At 67.5% G+C, this 16196-nt stretch carries 14 protein-coding genes; 10 read left to right on the top strand and 4 right to left on the bottom strand.

Annotated elements, in window-relative coordinates; genetic code table 11:
• Positions 1–319: 319 nt before the first annotated feature.
• On the bottom strand, positions 320–2497 hold the full coding sequence (locus OHS03_RS09015) for a malate synthase G (protein ID WP_328662309.1): 2178 nt from the start codon (positions 2495–2497) through the stop codon (positions 320–322).
• A gap of 258 nt (positions 2498–2755) precedes the next feature.
• Between OHS03_RS09015 and OHS03_RS09010 the strand changes: the two genes are divergently transcribed.
• Together OHS03_RS09010 and OHS03_RS09005 are read left to right on the top strand one after the other, a co-directional pair.
• Entirely contained in the window at positions 2756–3373 is a 618-nt protein-coding gene (locus OHS03_RS09010; protein WP_328664148.1) for a TetR/AcrR family transcriptional regulator, read from the top strand.
• 2 nt (positions 3374–3375) lie between these two features.
• A complete protein-coding gene (locus OHS03_RS09005; RefSeq protein WP_056817637.1) occupies positions 3376–4665 on the top strand; it encodes an acyl-CoA dehydrogenase family protein in 1290 nt (429 codons plus the stop codon).
• A gap of 53 nt (positions 4666–4718) precedes the next feature.
• On the opposite strand, the gene OHS03_RS09000 is transcribed toward OHS03_RS09005, so the two are convergent.
• Entirely contained in the window at positions 4719–5171 is a 453-nt protein-coding gene (locus tag OHS03_RS09000) for a winged helix-turn-helix transcriptional regulator (protein ID WP_328662308.1), read from the bottom strand.
• Positions 5172–5253: 82 nt separating this feature from the next.
• Here OHS03_RS09000 and OHS03_RS08995 point away from each other — a divergent pair, with 82 nt between their 5' ends.
• From OHS03_RS08995 to OHS03_RS08980, 4 genes are read left to right on the top strand one after another with little or no spacing between them, the layout of a single operon-like run.
• Entirely contained in the window at positions 5254–6465 is a 1212-nt protein-coding gene (locus tag OHS03_RS08995; protein ID WP_328662307.1) for an MFS transporter, read from the top strand.
• Between the two features lie 10 nt (positions 6466–6475).
• Entirely contained in the window at positions 6476–8623 is a 2148-nt protein-coding gene (gene betT / locus OHS03_RS08990; RefSeq protein WP_328662305.1) for a choline BCCT transporter BetT, read from the top strand.
• Positions 8624–8634: 11 nt separating this feature from the next.
• The gene (locus tag OHS03_RS08985; RefSeq protein WP_328662304.1) at positions 8635–10149 is read left to right on the top strand and encodes an aldehyde dehydrogenase family protein; all 1515 of its coding nucleotides are present in this window, start codon (positions 8635–8637) and stop codon (positions 10147–10149) included.
• Entirely contained in the window at positions 10146–11699 is a 1554-nt protein-coding gene (locus tag OHS03_RS08980) for a GMC family oxidoreductase (protein WP_328662302.1), read from the top strand. Before OHS03_RS08985 ends, OHS03_RS08980 begins: the two co-directional genes overlap by 4 nt.
• Position 11700: 1 nt before the next feature.
• On the opposite strand, the gene OHS03_RS08975 is transcribed toward OHS03_RS08980, so the two are convergent.
• The gene (locus tag OHS03_RS08975; protein ID WP_328662301.1) at positions 11701–11976 is read right to left on the bottom strand and encodes a hypothetical protein; all 276 of its coding nucleotides are present in this window, start codon (positions 11974–11976) and stop codon (positions 11701–11703) included.
• On the opposite strand from OHS03_RS08975, the gene OHS03_RS08970 reads away from it, so the two are divergent.
• From OHS03_RS08970 to OHS03_RS08960, 3 genes are all read left to right on the top strand, one after another.
• Positions 11975–12517: an HNH endonuclease gene (locus OHS03_RS08970; RefSeq protein ID WP_407942466.1), complete on the top strand. Its 543-nt coding sequence runs from the start codon at positions 11975–11977 to the stop codon at positions 12515–12517. The genes OHS03_RS08975 and OHS03_RS08970 overlap by 2 nt on opposite strands.
• Positions 12514–12768: a WhiB family transcriptional regulator gene (locus tag OHS03_RS08965; RefSeq protein WP_056817644.1), complete on the top strand. Its 255-nt coding sequence runs from the start codon at positions 12514–12516 to the stop codon at positions 12766–12768. The genes OHS03_RS08970 and OHS03_RS08965 overlap by 4 nt, the downstream gene beginning before the upstream one ends.
• A gap of 140 nt (positions 12769–12908) precedes the next feature.
• Positions 12909–14576, top strand: coding sequence for a vWA domain-containing protein (locus OHS03_RS08960; protein ID WP_328662299.1), 1668 nt, complete (start codon positions 12909–12911; stop codon positions 14574–14576).
• A gap of 15 nt (positions 14577–14591) precedes the next feature.
• Here OHS03_RS08960 and OHS03_RS08955 read toward each other — a convergent pair whose 3' ends face one another.
• Positions 14592–15437: a Vgb family protein gene (locus OHS03_RS08955; RefSeq protein ID WP_405151631.1), complete on the bottom strand. Its 846-nt coding sequence runs from the start codon at positions 15435–15437 to the stop codon at positions 14592–14594.
• Between the two features lie 170 nt (positions 15438–15607).
• On the opposite strand from OHS03_RS08955, the gene OHS03_RS08950 reads away from it, so the two are divergent.
• Positions 15608–16192 carry a TetR/AcrR family transcriptional regulator gene (locus tag OHS03_RS08950; protein ID WP_328662297.1) on the top strand — a complete coding sequence of 195 codons (585 nt, stop codon included), beginning with the start codon at positions 15608–15610 and terminating at the stop codon, positions 16190–16192.
• The last annotated feature ends 4 nt before the right edge of the window (positions 16193–16196 follow it).

Genomic DNA, 16196 nt, shown 5'->3' with positions numbered 1-16196 from the left:
CACGTCTCCGCGGCGACTTCACGCCGATCAAGGCACAACGCGCCGATCGCGGGAACCTTGCGTACCTGTAGCCGACACCGGACGGCCACAACCCACGCCGCATCGCCGCGACGTCAGCCCGAAGGAGAGAAGCGAACCCGGTGGTAGACAACTTCTGTGGACGATGTCAGCGCGTTCTGCCTGTGACCGTTTCGAGCGTGACGAGCCGGTATCCCGAGGCGATCTCCAGTGACGGCAGAGGCCCCGCCTCGGATGTCTCCGATGCGGGGCCTCACACGAAAAGCGCTGCTACGAGCTACTTTTCAAGAACTCGACACCACTACTTCTGCGCGGCCTTGAACTCGCGGCGACGCCGGTGCAGGATCGGCTCGGTGTAGCCGTTGGGCTGCGTGGTGCCTTCCAGGACCAGTTCCTTGGCGGCCTGGAACGCGATGTTGTCATCGAAGTTCGGGGCCAGCGGGCGGTAGGTCTTGTCGTTCGCGTTCTGGCGGTCGACGACCGGGGCCATCCGCTCGAGGCTGGCGATCACGTCGGCCTCGGTGACGATGCCGTGGCGCAGCCAGTTGGCGACCAGCTGGCTCGAGATGCGCAGGGTGGCACGGTCTTCCATCAGGCCGATGTCGTTGATGTCGGGCACCTTGGAGCAGCCGACACCGTGATCGATCCAGCGGACGACGTAGCCCAGGATGCCCTGGGAGTTGTTGTCCAGCTCCTGACGCTTCTCCTCGTCGGTCCAGTCGGTGGACTGGGCGAGGGGGATCTCGAGGATCTGGTCGACGGTGGCGCGGGGGCCGCCCTTGGCGATCTGCGACTGCTGCTTGAACACGTCCACCAGGTGGTAGTGGGTGGCGTGCAGGGTGGCGGCGGTCGGCGAGGGCACCCACGCGGTGTTGGCGCCGGCCTTGGGGTGGCCGATCTTCTGCTCGAGCATGCCTGCCATCAGGTCGGGCATGGCCCACATGCCCTTGCCGATCTGCGCCTTGCCGGGCAGACCCTTGGCCAGGCCGGTGTCGACGTTCCAGTCCTCGTAGGAGGTGATCCAGGTCTGGGCCTTCATCTCGGCCTTGCGGACCATCGGCCCGGCCTCCATGGAGGTGTGGATCTCGTCGCCGGTGCGGTCGAGGAAGCCGGTGTTGATGAACACCACGCGGTCCTTGGCGGCCTCGATCGAGCCGGCGAGGTTGACCGTGGTGCGGCGCTCCTCGTCCATGATGCCGACCTTGAGGGTGTTGCGGGTCAGGCCGAGGACATCCTCGATCCGGCCGAACAGCTCGTTGGTGAACGCGGCCTCGTCGGGGCCGTGCATCTTCGGCTTCACGATGTAGACCGAGCCGGTGCGCGAGTTGAGGCGAGTGTTGTCACCGTTGAGCGAGTGCACGGCGATCAGCGAGGTGATCAGGCCGTCCAGGATGCCCTCGGGGACCTCGTTGCCCTCGGCGTCGATGATCGCGTCGGAGGTCATCAGGTGGCCCACGTTGCGCACGAACAGCAGCGAACGACCGTGCAGGACCAGCTCGGAGCCGTCGAGCGCGGTGAACACGCGGTCGGGGTTCATGGTGCGGGTGAAGGTCTTGCCGCCCTTGGAGACTTCCTCGGCCAGGTCGCCCTTCATCAGGCCGAGCCAGTTGCGGTAACAGACGACCTTGTCGTCGGCGTCGACCGCGGCGACCGAGTCCTCGAAGTCCATGATCGTGGTGAGCGCGGACTCCAGGACGATGTCCTTGACACCGGCGGTGTCGGTGGAGCCGATCGGCGAGTCGGCGTCGACCTGGATCTCGATGTGCAGCCCGTTGTGCTTGAGCAGGATCGAGGTCGGGGCCTCGGGATCGCCCAGGTAGCCGACGAGCTGCGACGGGTCGGCCAGGCCGATGTCGGTGCCGTCTTCCAGGCCGATCTCGAGCTCGCCGTCGACGATCTTGTAGTACGACGAACCGATGTGCGAACCGGTGATCAGGGTGACGGCGTCGTCGAGAAAGTTACGGCCCCACTCGATGACCTTGTCGCCGCGCACGCGGTTGTAGCCGCTGCCCTTCTCCGCGCCGTTGGCCTCGGGGATGGCGTCGGTGCCGTAGAGCGCGTCGTAGAGCGAGCCCCAGCGCGCGTTGGCGGCGTTGATCGCGAAGCGCGCGTTCATCACCGGCACCACGAGCTGCGGGCCCGCGGTGGCGGCGATCTCGGTGTCGACGTTGCCGGTGCCGATCTGGAACGGCGCGGGCTCGGGCCGCAGGTAACCGATCTCGGTCAGGAACTGCTTGTAGGCGGCCTTGTCGTAGCCGGTGCCCGGGTTCTCGCCGTGCCAAGCATCGAGCTTGCCCTGGAACTCGTCGCGCTCAGCGAGCAGAGCGCGGTTACGCGGGGCGAGGTCGTTGATGATCTGCTCGGCACCGGCCCAGAACGCGGCGGAATCTACGCCGGTACCGGGGAGCGCCTCGTTCTCGATGAAATCGTGAAGAACGCTCGCCACCTGGAGCCCGCCGACCTGAATCCGCTCTGTCATCTACTGCCTCACTTTGGTGAAAACCGGGTGGGATAAGTCGATGTCATGTTACCCGTGGGTAGAGGTGACACCTCGTGTGGGTTCGAACGCCCTGCGGGCTTCGTCCATTCCGCCACGCCGAGCCGCCGAGGTCGGAGGCATGGGCGCGGCGGATCACCCCTTGATTGTAGGTGCGGGGACAATTAATGTACTGACCGGAACATTAAGTCGGGAGCCGGACCGAACGGAGGCGCCGTGACAACCGAACCGGTATCCCCCATGCGTCGTCGCGGACGTCCCCGGGCCACCGAGCGCGCGGACACGCGGGAACGGATCCACGACGCGGCACTCGAGCTGTTCGCCGAACGCGGTTTCCATGCCACCGGGGTCGCCGAGATCGGCGCGAAAGCCGACGTCCAGCGGGGTGCGCTGTACTACCACATCGGCTCGAAGGAAGACCTGCTGTGGGCGATCCTGCGCGACTACACCCGGCTGCTGCTCGCCGACGCCGAACGCATCGTCGAGGCGGGCTCCGACCCTCTCGACACCGTGCGCCTGCTGATTCGCAGCCATGTCGAACTGATCATCACCCACCGGCGCGCGGTGGCTGTACACCTGCGCGACGCCGACGCGCTCACCCGCGAACACGCCGTCGTCCTGCAGCAGCTGCGCGACCGGCTCCAGCACCTCTGGCAAGACGTCATCGACGCGGGCCACGCGGCCGGGCAACTGCGCACCGCCGACCACATCGTCACCAACGGCATGCTCGGCATGCTCAATTCCCTCGGCTACTGGTACCGCGAGCGCGGCACCCACTCCCCTGCCGAGATCGCCGACATCCTCACCGACACCGTCCTGTCCGGGCTACGCGCCACCGGCGACAACACGAAAGGCTGACCATGGCTTGGGATTTCGAGACCGATCCAGAGTACCAGCGCAAGCTCGACTGGGTGGCGGAGTTCGTCCGCACCGAGGTCGAGCCCCTGGATCTGCTCTACCCCAACCCCTACGACCGCAGCGACCCCGAGATCCGGGCGCTGATGCGGCCACTGCAACAGCAGGTCAAGGACGCGGGCCTGTGGGCCTGCCATCTCGGTCCCGAGCTCGGCGGGCCCGGATTCGGTCAGCTCAAGCTGGCGCTGCTCAACGAAGTACTCGGCACCTCGATGTGGGCACCGCTCGTCTTCGGTTGTCAGGCACCGGATTCCGGCAACGCCGAGATCCTGGCCCATTTCGGCACCGAGGAGCAGAAGGCAAAATATCTGCAGCCCTTGCTCGACGGCGAGATCGGCTCCTGCTACGCGATGACCGAGCCCACCGGCGGCTCGGACCCGACCGCGTTCCGGACCACCGCGGTGCGCGACGGTGACGAGTGGGTGATCAACGGCGAGAAGTGGTTCAACTCCGCCGCCGAGTTCGCCACCTTCCACATCGTGATGGTGGTGACCGATCCCGAGGCCGAACCCCACCAGCGGTTGTCGATGTTCATCGTCCCCGCCGATGCGCCCGGCCTGGAACTGGTGCGCAACTTCACCGTGCCCGGGTTCAGCGAACACGAAGCACACCTTCGATTCACCGATGTCCGGGTGCCCGCCGATCATCTGCTCGGCGCCGAAGGCGCTGGGTTCGTCGTCGCGCAGACCCGCCTGGGCGGCGGCCGGGTACACCACGCGATGCGCACGGTCGCGTTGGTACGCAAGGCCTTCGACATGATGTGCGAGCGCGCCGTCTCACGCCCGGCCCGCAAGGGCGTGCTCGGTGGCTTCCAGATGACCCAGGAGCGCATCGCCGACAGCTGGATCCAGATGGAGCAGTTCCGGCTGCTGGTCCTGCGCACTGCCTGGCGCATCGACCAGGCCCAGGACTACCGCGCCGTCCGCAAGGACATCGCCGCCATCAAGATCGCCATGCCGACCGTCATGAACGATATCGCCCGCCGCGCACTGCATCTGCACGGCGCGATGGGCGTGAGCACCGACCTCCCCTTCCTCGACATGACCACCTACGCCGAGGTCATGGCCATCGCCGACGGCCCCACCGAGGTCCACAAGATCACCCTCGCCAAGGAAGTGCTCAAGAATTACACACCGGCGGATCCGGTGTATCCCAGCGGCTTCCGACCCAAGCTCATCGAGGAAGCTCGCGACCTCGTCGCCCGCCGCCTCGAACGCGAGGTCGGCAACCTCTGATCGTGGGCCACTGAGAAGTCCGGACGGTCACCGGCGAGGGTCGAGGTGTGGACTCAGTCCACTCGGCGCACGCCGGTGGTGTCGGCGGTGACCACCGCACCGGACCGATCGCGGGCAGACAGCTCGGCGAGCTGTCTCCCGTCACGGTCCACCAGCGTCGAGCGGGGTTCGTCCTCGGCGAAGGCATGACGTTCTCCCCACTGCCGTAGCGCGACGATGGTGGTGAACAGGTCCCGCCCGGCGGCAGTCAGCTCGTAGACGTGACGCTTGCCGCTCGGGGTGGCGCTGGTGCGGAGGATGCCGTCCTCGACGAGTCGGCGGAGTCGGTCGGCGAGGATGTTGCGCGCGATGCCGAGCCGCTGCCGGAACTCGGTGAACGAGCCCGGTCCGTCCATGGCGTCGCGCACGATGAGCAGGCTCCACCGGTCGCCCACCAGGTCGACGGTTCTGGCGACCGGGCAGGTGGGGTCGGTCCATTCACGTTCGGCGCCCGATTCCGGTGCCATGGCCACCTCCTTGTGGGTTGCAATTCGAAACCATTCTGCCTTACCGTGAATTGGTTTCATATTGCTACCAATTGGAGGTCGGATGGCATCGGGAGTCACGCGAACGCAGCGGTTGGTGCTGGCGACGGTGTGCGCCGTGGCGGTGTCGACGATCTACGCGATCCAGCCGGTCCTCGCGCTGGCCGGCGCCGACCTGGGGCTGTCACCGCAGTCATCGGGGCTGTTGGTCGCCGCTGGGCAGATCGGGTACTTCGCGGGGCTGATTCTTCTGGTACCGCTGGGCGATGCGGTGAATCGGCATCGGCTCATCGGCGTTCTACTGACGCTCACCGCGGTAGGGGCCGCGATCACCGCCGCCGCGCCGAACGGCGTTCTCGCGGTGGCCGGGCTCGCGATCGCCGGATTGTTCGCGGTTGTCGTGCAGGTGACGGTCGCCTATGTCGCCGCCGTGTCGGCGCCGGGTGAACGCGGCCGCAACATCGGCGCCGTGACATCAGGTGTGGTGATCGGCATCCTCGGTGCCCGGATCGTCGCGGGAGTATTGGGGGACACGCTCGGCTGGCGATCCGTCTATGTGCTGCTCGCCGTGCTCTGCGTGACGCTCGCCCTCGTCACCCGAGGTGGCCTGGACCCCGACGTCAGAACATCCGGTCGGCGATACACCCAGATTCTGCGGTCGATGGGACACCTCGTGGCGACGGATCGACTGTTCCTGAGCCGGGGCCTGATCACCTTTTTCCTGTTCGCTTCCTTCGGCACCCTCTGGAGTGGCCTGGCGCTCCCGCTCGGCGCCGAACCCTGGTCTTTCGGCACCACCGAGATCGGGTTGTTCGGGTTGGTGGGACTCGCGGGAGCTCTCGGCGCGGGACGAGCCGGTAGGTGGGCCGATGCCGGTCGCGCCCCGTCGATCACCGGGTGGTCGCTGCTCTCGCTCGCCGCGTCCTGGCTGCTGATCGCTCGGACCGGTCCGACCCTGGCATCGCTGGTCATCGGCATCGTCGTGCTCGACTTCACCGTCCAAGCGGTGCACGTGAGCAGCCAGCATCTGCTGACCACCGCGCACCCCGACCGCGCGGGCAGCGTCATCGGCGCCTACATGGCCTGCTACTCCCTCGGTTCGGCCCTCGGCGCGATCACGACCGCGTGGGCGTACACCTCCTGGGGGTGGTGGGCCTCCTGCGTGACCGGCGCGTTCTACGCCGTAGCCGGTCTCGTCGTGTGGGCTTTCGCGACGGCTGGAACACGAGGTCGGCAACCGGTGAAGGTCCCCGATATACGGGCGAGAACGAACTAGCCTGCCTCGCATGGGCGGTGTCAGCAAACCCGGAGACAACGGCACTGAACTTCCACCTACCGGGACCGCGCAGGACGTGGTCCCGGTACATCCCGTAGCCGGGCGGCGCTCGGTCAACAAACCGGTCTTCGGGCTCGCGGCCGGCACCGTGCTCGCCTTCGGGATCTGGGCGTTGGCCGCACCGGAGAGCGCCGAGACCATCGTCGGCACGGTCAAGACCTTCATCTCCACCTGGTTCGGCTGGTGGTACTTCGTGCTCGCCACGGCCATCCTCGGCCTCGTCGTCTTCCTCGGCGCCAGCCGCTACGGCCGGTATCGGCTCGGACCGGAGGAATCGCGGCCGGAGTACAGCCTGTTCTCCTGGACGTCGATGCTGTTCGCGGCCGGTATCGGCATCGACCTGATGTTCTTCTCGGTCGCCGAGCCGGTCTACAACTACCTGCATCCGCCGCTCGGCGAGCCCGCCACCAACGCGACTGCCCGCAACGCGGTGGCCTGGACGATCTTCCACTACGGCATCACCGGCTGGGCGATGTACGCGCTGATGGGCGGCGCGCTCGCCTACTTCGCGTTTCGGCACAACCTGCCGTTGACGATCCGTGCCGCGCTCTATCCGATCTTCGGCAAGCGGGTACACGGCCGGTGGGGCGACGCGATCGACGTGGCCGCGGTGCTCGGCACCATCTTCGGCATCGCCACCTCGCTCGGTATCGGCATCGTGCAGCTCAACTACGGCCTGAACCAGCTGTTCGGGATTTCCCAGGGCAAGGCCGCCCAGATCGGGCTCATCGCGCTGTCGGTCGCCATCACCACGATCTCGGCTACCACCGGAGTCGACAAGGGCATCCGGCGATTGTCGGAGCTCAATGTCATCATGGCGATCGCGCTGCTGATCTACATCCTGGTAGCGGGCAATACCTCTTTCCTGCTCAACGGCCTGGCCCAGAACGCGGGCGACTACCTGTCGACCTTCCCCGACCGGACCCTCGACACCTTCGCCTGGGAACGTAATCCCGAGACGGCGAACACGCCGACGACCTGGCTGGACAGCTGGACGTTGTTCTTCTGGGCTTGGTGGGTGGCCTGGGCCCCGTTCGTCGGCCTGTTCCTGGCGCGCATCTCGCGCGGACGCACGCTGCGCCAGTTCATCTTCGGGGTGCTCGTGGTGCCGTTCAGCTTCACCCTGATGTGGATCTCGATCTTCGGCAACAGCGCGCTCGAGGTCGCCCGAGACGACACCGCCTTCGCCGAGAAGACCGCAGCCCAAGCCGAACTCGGCTTCTACTCTCTGCTCGAGAAATATCCCGGCGCGACGCTGTTGTTCGGCATCGCGACCATCACCGGGCTGCTCTTCTATGTGACAACCGCCGATTCGGGGTCGTTGGTCATGGGCAATTTCACCTCGAAACTGCCCGATCCGATGGCCGACTGCGCCACCGGCACCCGGATCTTCTGGTCGGCCGCGATCGGTGTGCTCACCTTGTCGATGCTGTTCGCCGGTGCGGGCGGGTCCATCACGACCCTGCAGAACGCCACCATCATCATGGGGCTGCCGTTCTCGTTCGTCTTGGCGCTGATCGGCATCGCGTTGTTGCGCGCTGTCCACAACGAGTCCTTCAAGCTCGACAGCTACCGCACCTCGCTGCCCAAGGCATTCGCCGCGGGCCGCGGCCCGGCCGAACTCAGCAGTTGGCGTCGCCGGTTGCTCTCGACCATCAACTACCCGGGAGCCGCGGCGACGCGCAAATTCATCACCGGCACCGTCGATCCGGCGATGCACGATGTCGCAGCGGAATTCGAGCACATGGGCATGACGGCGACCATCGACGATTCGCAGTCCAACGAGGGTCTGCCGTCGCCGCGTCTGCTGGTCGATCAAGCCAGTGAGCCCCGCTTCGAGTACGGCATCTGGCCGGTTTCGGCACCGGCCCCGACCTACGCCGTGCTCGCGCAGCGGTCCGACGATCGCTACTTCCGCTGCGAGGTCTACCTCGCCGAGGGATCGCAGGGCTACTCGCTCAACGGCTACAGCCGCGAGCAGATCATCGGCGACATTCTCGACCAGTACGAGCGCCACCTGGGTTACCTGCACCTGCGCCGCTCGGCGACAGATCACCACGAGCCCGAAGCCGGCGACAGCACCGACAGCGATCTGTGAAGGGATCCAACATGAGCGAAACCCTCTATATCGACGGCTCCTGGCGCCCGTCCGCGTCCGGGCAGACCCGCGAGATCCACTGTCCGGCCGACGGTTCCCTCGTCGGCATCGTCGCAGAGGCAGACCGAGACGACACCGTCGCCGCGATCGCCGCGGCCCGCCGGGCCTTCGACGACGGGCCGTGGCGCAAGACCACCGCCGCCGAACGAGGCGACCTGCTGCTGCGCGTCGCCGACACCATCGACGACAGGCGGGCCGAGTTCGCGCGCGCCGAAACCCTCGACACCGGCAAGCGACCCTACGAGTCCGACATCGACATGTCCGATATCGCGAACTGCTTCCGGTATTTCGGCAAGCTCGCCGCCGACGACGCCGGCCGCGTCGTCGACGCGGGCTCACCCGATATCGACTCCCGCGTGGTCTACGAACCGGTCGGTGTCTGCGGATTGATCACACCCTGGAACTACCCCCTGTTGCAGGCGGCCTGGAAGGTCGCCCCGGCCTTGGCGGCCGGCAATACGTTCGTGCTCAAACCAGCCGAGCTGACCCCGCACACCGCGATTCTGCTGATGCAGGTGCTCGACGATCTCGACGTGCCCGCCGGGGTAGCGAATCTGGTGCTCGGTGCGGGTGCGAGCGCGGGTGCGCCGCTGTCGGAGCATCCCGATGTCGACCTGGTCTCGTTCACCGGCGGGCTGGCCACCGGCAAGATCATCGCGCGCGAGGCGGCCGCCACGGTCAAAAAAGTAGCGCTCGAGCTGGGCGGCAAGAATCCGAATGTCGTCTTCGCCGACGCCTGCGACACCGATGAGCGCCTCGCCGCGAGTGTCGACAACGCACTCAACGCCGCGTTCCTGCACTCCGGCCAGGTGTGTTCGGCGGGCGCTCGCCTGGTGATCGAGGAATCGGCGCACGACCGGTTCGTCGGCGAGTTGGTGCGCCGCGCCGAGCAGATCCGGCTCGGGTTGCCTTTCGCCGAGGGCACCGAGACCGGGCCGCTGATCTCGGCGGCCCACCGCGACAAGGTGAACGCCTATGTCGACCAGGCCCGTGCCGAGGGTGCCGTCATCCGCACCGGTGGTGCGTTCGCCACCGGCGACGCGGGCTCCGGCAATCTCGACAACGGGTGGTTCTACCTGCCGACCGTCATCGACGGCGCCACCCGCGCGATGGCGTGTGTGCACGACGAGGCGTTCGGGCCCACCGTGACCGTGGAAACCTTCACCACCGAGGACGAGGCCGTCACCATCGCCAACGACACCGAGTACGGTCTCGCGGGCGCGGTGTGGTCCGGTGACGCCGCACGCGCGCGTCGCGTCGCGGCCCGGTTGCGGCACGGCACCGTGTGGGTCAACGACTTCGGGCCGTATCTGCCGCAGGCCGAGTGGGGTGGTTTCGGCCGCTCGGGGGTCGGCCGCGAGCTCGGTCCTTCCGGGCTGCACGAGTATCGCGAGGCCAAGCACGTCTACCAGAATCTCCGGCCGGGCGTCACCGGCTGGTTCGCCGATCGAGAGGAACAGCGGTGACCACATACGATTACGTGATTGTCGGCGGCGGTTCCGCGGGGGCGGCCGTCGCGTCGCGGCTGTCGGAGGACCCGTCGGTGACCGTTTGTCTGCTCGAGGCGGGACCCTCCGATGTCGACGACCCGGCCATCCTGCGACTCGATCGCTGGATGGAACTGCTGGAATCGGGCTACGACTGGGACTACCCGATCGAGCCACAGGAGAACGGCAATTCGTTCATGCGCCATGCCCGCGCCAAGGTGCTCGGCGGCTGCTCCTCGCACAACAGCTGCATCGCGTTCTGGGCTCCGCGTGAGGATCTCGACTCCTGGGAACGCGAGCACGGCGCCACCGGATGGGGCGCCGATTCGGTGTACCGGCTGTATCCGCGGATCGAGACCAACGACGCTCCCGGCGAGCATCACGGCCGCGGCGGCCCGGTGAACATCATGACGGTGCCGCCCAACGATCCGTGCGGTGTGGCCTTGCTCGACGCGTGCGAGGCGGCCGGTATTCCGCGCGCCGAGTTCAACTCCGGGAACACAGTCGTCAACGGCGCCAACTTCTTTCAGATCAACCGGCGTTCCGATGGCACGCGATCGTCGTCGTCGGTCAGCTACCTGCATCCGAATCTGGACCGGCCGAACCTCACCGTCCGGACCGGCGCCTGGGCCAAGAAGATCGTGATCGAGAACGGGCGGGCCGTTGGGGTCGACATCACCGACAACGCGTTCGGCCGCACCACCCGGATCACCGCCGACCACGAAGTGATCGTCTCCGCCGGCGCCATCGACTCGCCGAAGCTGCTTATGCTCTCGGGCATCGGACCCACGGTTCACCTGCGCGAGAACGGAATCGAGGTGATCGTCGACTCTCCCGGTGTCGGCGCGAACCTGCAGGACCATCCGGAGGGCGTGATCGGTTTCGAGACGACGCGACCGATGGTGGACAGCTCCACCCAATGGTGGGAGGCGGGCATCTTCACCACGACCGAAGACGGCCTCGACCGGCCCGACCTGATGATGCACTACGGCAGCGTCCCCTTCGACATGCACACGCTGCGACAGGGCTACCCGACCGCCGAGAACACCTTCTGCCTGACCCCGAACGTCACCCATGCCCGCTCACGCGGCACCGTGCGGTTGCGCTCGCGCGACTTCCGGGACAAGCCGAAGGTGGACCCGCGCTACTTCACCGATCCCGACGGCCACGACATGCGGGTGATGGTCGCGGGTCTGCGCAAGGCGCGCGAGATCGCCGCGACAGCGCCGTTGTCGGACTGGGTGCGGCGTGAGTTGTATCCGGGGCCGGACGTGCGGACCGATGCCGAATTGGCCGACTACGTCCGCCTGACCCACAACACCGTCTATCACCCGGTGGGCACGGTCCGCATGGGTGCGGTCGACGATCCGATGAGTCCCCTCGACCCTGAGCTGCGGGTCAAGGGTGTCGACGGTCTGCGCGTGGCCGACGCCTCGGTGTTTCCCGCGCACACCACGGTCAACCCGAACATCACCGTGATGCTCGTCGGCGAGCGCTGCGCGGAACTCGTCGCCGCCGACCGAAAATAAATCAGCCGACATTTCGGACGCGGTATGTCACCATGATTTCACGCAGGTGATTCGCATCGGGCGAGGAACCGACGAGCAGCATCGAGAGGAGGAGACGGCCGTGAAACAGCAAGCGCCACAGCGAGATTCGGAACATACCTATCGCCGCGCGAATTCGGCCCACAGCGCCATGCGCCGGGGTATCGATGGCTCCGGCCGTCTCCGGTTCGCGGCCTGACCGGCCCGTTTCCTTTTCTGCTCCGGACGTTCGCTCTCTCCGAAACATGGTGATTCCCATGATGATTCGTCATGCCGTCGACCCGACGGCCCCCGCATCCGAGGACTGGATACGCACGAGGGTGCTCGTGCTGAATGCCAGCTACGAGGCCCTCGACGAAATCACCGCCGACCGAGCCGTGACATTGCTGATCAGCGGCGCCGCCGAGACCGTGATCGAGCGGGCGCCGCGGTTCCCGATCCGGTCGCAACATCTGGTCATCGCGTTGCCGGAGACGATCCGGTTGGTGCGCTACGTCTACCTGGCGCACGTGGCGCCGATCGGTGACGACAGCCGCGCCACGCTGGCCGGGGTGCTGCGTCGCGACAAGCACCGGTGCGGTTACTGCGCCGACTGGGCCCACACCGTCGACCACATCCGCCCCCGCAGCCGGGGCGGACCGAATACCTGGAGCAATCTCGTCGCCTGCTGCGCACCGTGCAATGCGGGCAAGGCCGACCGCACCCCGGAAGAGGCGGGGATGCGGCTGCTGTGGGAGCCCAAGGCTCCCGACCCGCTCGCCCGCAAGCAGCGCCGGATCTGGAAGGAGTACGCGCCGTGACCACCACCGACCTCGCACTGACCGAACTGCTGACCCTGTCCGATTCGGGGCAGTGGCACCGCGCCGCCTGCCGAGGTGACCCCAACCACGAGGCGTGGTTCCCGTACCCGTCGCAGGACTTCGACTACGCCCGCCGGATCTGCGCCGGTTGCCCGTTGCTCGCGGGGTGCGCCGAGTACGCGGCCCAGACCGGCCAGTCGGGGGTGTGGGGCGGTCGTGAATACGACCGTGGTCGCGTGATTCGTCCATGACCGGCCGGGGCCGGGTGTCGCCTGACACCCGGCCCCGTGTCCGTTCGGCATGTCGGGCTCTTACCGAGGCCGTGACCTGGGGTGATGCAGACGGGTATGCGCTGTGCCGTGTTGTCGCGTGATGTCCTTAAACTTGCCGCGTGGGTACGCATCGCAACGGGACCAGTTCTCGAAGTATCAGCAAGGGTCCGGTTATCGCGGCATCGGTTCTCGTCCTGGTGATCGTGGCCGTGTTCGCGTGGTTCCAACTCAGCGATCGCGCCGATTCGACAGACGTCGCGGCCGCTGCCGAGTGCGTCGAAGGGGCCGCGTCGCTCGACGTCACGGTCGATCCGGCCATCGCCGGTCCGGTTCGCGCCGCGGCCGAACGGTACAACGCGAGCAAGCCGCGGGTGCGTGACCACTGCGCGCGGGTGGAAGTGTCGGCGCGCCCATCGACCGCCGTAGGCGCCGGTCTGGCCGATGTCGCGGCGTGGGATCCGGCGCTCGGGCCGAAGCCGGGGCTGTGGATCGCCGACTCGAGCCGGTCGGTCGAACTGGTCCGGGTGCCCGGTCTCATCGAGGGCACGCCCGCCTCCATCGCTACCAGTCCGATTGTCCTCGCCGTGCCCGATGCCCTGCGCCAAGCGCTCGAACAGCACCAGATCGCCTGGGCCGACCTGCCGCGATTGCAGCAGGGCTCGCTCGACGAAGTCGGTTTGACCGGGTGGGGCGGGCTGCGGATGGCGCTGCCCGCCGGTGACGCGACGACCGCGGCCGCGGCGGCGATCGGTTCCTCGATCTCGGGGACCGAGCCGTTGACCGAGCAGGCCGCCGAATCCGGTCAGGTCGTTGCCGCGATCTCCGGGCTCGCCGCCGACGCGCATGCACCGGCCGATCTGACGACCGCCATGTCGGCGATCAGCGCGAATCCCACCGACGACGAGGTGCACGCGGTCGCCGCGACCCAGCAGCAGCTCGGCACCGGCGGGCTCACCGCGTTCCGCCCGATCGGCATCGCGCCGCTGGCCGACTACCCCGCGGCGCTGGTGTCGGGTCCGTGGGTCGACAAGACCCAGAATCTGATCGCGTCGCGGTTCATCGACTTCCTGCGCGCACCGGAGCAGGCGGGTGCGCTCGCCACCGAGGGCTTCGGGCCCGCCATCGGCTCGGCACCGGCGAATCCGGTGCGCGCGGCGTTGGCGAAGGTGCGGTCGACGCTGGCGAACCCGGTCCTCGGCGTGAACGCCACGGTCCTGCTCGATGTGTCGTCGTCGATGGGCACCGCGGAGGGGTCGACCACCCGCCTGTCGAACGCGATAGCCGCCGTCGCCTCGACACTGCAGGTGATGCCGCCCGACTTCGGGCTCGGCCTGTGGACGTTCGGCAAGAACATCGACGGCACCACCCCGTACAAGGCGCAGGTGGCCACCGATCTGCTCACCGACGCCCAACGCAACGCGGTCGGCTCGGCGGTCACCGCGGTGAAACCGAGCCAGCTCACCGCCGATCAGGCCTATCCCAGTCTGCTCGCCGCCTACCGTGCCGCGGTGGCCGGTTACTCCCCCGGTCGCACGAACTCGATTCTGCTGATCACCGACGGCCCCGACGACGACTCGACGCTGACCGGCACCGCGCTGGTCGAGCAGATCACCGCGGCGACCACCTCGAGCAAACCCATCCGCATCGACGTCGTGGTGATCGGCGGCCAGGGCACCCAGACCCTGCAGACCCTCGCCGATCAGACGGGCGGCACCTACACCCGCATGCCGGCGAGCAACGACCTCGGCTTCGGCACCGCGGTGGTCAAGGCGCTCACCACGCCGTAGGTTTCGACGCCGCCGTCACGGCGAAACCCGCACCAGCGCACCGGATTCCATCGCTACCCAGAGGTCTCCGGCCGCGTCGACCGTGAGTCCGTGCGGTTCGGCACCAGGTAGGTCGAGGTGGGTGATCTCGCCGTCGGTGGTGATCCGGCCGAGACGGCAGCTCGCCCACTCGGTGAACCACAGGGCACCGTCGCTGCCTGCCACGATCGCGTGCGGGCGAGCCTCGGCGTCCGGGAGGGCGAACTCGGTGACGGTGCCGTCGAGGTCGATCCGGCCGATGGCACCTGCGCCGATCTCGGTGAACCACAATGCCTTGTCGGGGCCTGCGGCGATACCGACCGGCGCGGCCGCGGGCGTGGGCAGCGGGTGGACCCGCAGCGCGAGGTCGTTGTCGATCCGGGCGATGGCGTTGCCCTGGTTCACCGTGAGCCACACGGCCCCATCGGGCCCCGGTGTGATCATCGAGGGCATGCCGTCGACCTCGACGCGGGTGATGGTGCCGTCCGCGCCGAGTCGCCCGACCCGACCCGCCTGCAACTCGGTGAACCACAGCGCCCCGTCCGACCCGACGCACGCACCGTAGGGGCCTTCCATGGACCGGCTCGTCACCGCACCGTCGACGGTGATGCGGCCGAGTCGACCACCGTGGAACTCGGTGAACCACAGGGCATTACCGGCCCCGGCCACGATCACCGTGGGTTGTCCGTCGGACTGCTCGAGCGGATGAGTCCGAACGAGCCCGTCGGCGAATCGTCCGATCACGCCCTGCGCGACCAGCGTGAACCACAGCGCCCCATCGGGCCCGACAGTGATTCCGTAAGGCGCGCCGGGCACCTCGATCACCTGCACGATCTCAGCCAAGATCTTCAATTCCCTTCTGTATTCCCCGGAAACGACGTCGGAACGCCCGATCGTGCGACGCCACGACCACCGCACTGCGGTAGTCGTTGAGTGGTCGAACAGTGCTCCAATCGCAACTCATGTAGCTTTAACCTACAAAACCGAGCCGACTAACGCAACGGGAGTAGTTTTTGGAACCGCAACGACGCCCCGGCGGACGGAGTGCCCGGGTCAGGGAGGCTGTTCTCGACGCGACGACGGCCGAACTCGCCGAGCAGGGCTATCAGGGCCTCTCCGTGGACGCGGTCGCCCAGCGAGCCGGGGTCCACAAGACCACCGTCTACCGGCGCTGGCGCGGCCCGGAGGGCTTGGTCGCCGACGCACTGGAACGCGCCGCGGAACAGCCGTGGCCGATCCCGGACACCGGCTCCCTCACCGGTGATCTGCGCGCACTCACCGAACTGGTGCGCGCGAGCTTCGCCGATCCCGAATCCGGCACGGTGGCAGCGGCTTTCGTCGCAGCGGGCATGCAGCACCCCGATGCCGCCGCCGCGCTGCGCGGCTTCTATGCCGCGCGTCACGACGAGGCGGCGCAGATCGTGCGGCGGGCGATCGTCCGTGGCGAGGTCGCGCCCGACATCGACGCGACCGAGATCATCCGGCTGGCCATCGCACCGCTGTTCCACCGGCTGTTCATCACCCACGAACCGGTCACCGTCGAGCAGGCACGTCGAGCCGCGGATATCGCGGCCACCGTCGCGAGAACAGGTGCTTGAATCA

It is taken from the genome of Nocardia salmonicida, from assembly GCF_036142455.1.
GTDB classification, from domain to species: Bacteria; Actinomycetota; Actinomycetes; order Mycobacteriales; family Mycobacteriaceae; genus Nocardia; species Nocardia salmonicida.
The sequence above is the reverse complement of the archived record's forward strand: the minus strand, read 5'-3'. Positions and strand labels throughout refer to the sequence as shown.

What these genes read in the sequence shown, in the direction of transcription:
- OHS03_RS09000 (WP_328662308.1), bottom strand. Translation starts at nt 5,171, where the DNA reads ATGGCACCGGAATCGGGCGCCGAACGTGAATGGACCGACCCCACCTGC.
- betT (WP_328662305.1), top strand. Translation starts at nt 6,476, where the DNA reads ATGGGCGGTGTCAGCAAACCCGGAGACAACGGCACTGAACTTCCACCT.
- OHS03_RS09015 (WP_328662309.1), bottom strand. Translation starts at nt 2,497, where the DNA reads ATGACAGAGCGGATTCAGGTCGGCGGGCTCCAGGTGGCGAGCGTTCTT.
- OHS03_RS08970 (WP_407942466.1), top strand. Translation starts at nt 11,975, where the DNA reads ATGATGATTCGTCATGCCGTCGACCCGACGGCCCCCGCATCCGAGGAC.
- OHS03_RS09005 (WP_056817637.1), top strand. Translation starts at nt 3,376, where the DNA reads ATGGCTTGGGATTTCGAGACCGATCCAGAGTACCAGCGCAAGCTCGAC.
- OHS03_RS08975 (WP_328662301.1), bottom strand. Translation starts at nt 11,976, where the DNA reads ATGGGAATCACCATGTTTCGGAGAGAGCGAACGTCCGGAGCAGAAAAG.
- OHS03_RS09010 (WP_328664148.1), top strand. Translation starts at nt 2,756, where the DNA reads ATGCGTCGTCGCGGACGTCCCCGGGCCACCGAGCGCGCGGACACGCGG.
- OHS03_RS08985 (WP_328662304.1), top strand. Translation starts at nt 8,635, where the DNA reads ATGAGCGAAACCCTCTATATCGACGGCTCCTGGCGCCCGTCCGCGTCC.
- OHS03_RS08995 (WP_328662307.1), top strand. Translation starts at nt 5,254, where the DNA reads ATGGCATCGGGAGTCACGCGAACGCAGCGGTTGGTGCTGGCGACGGTG.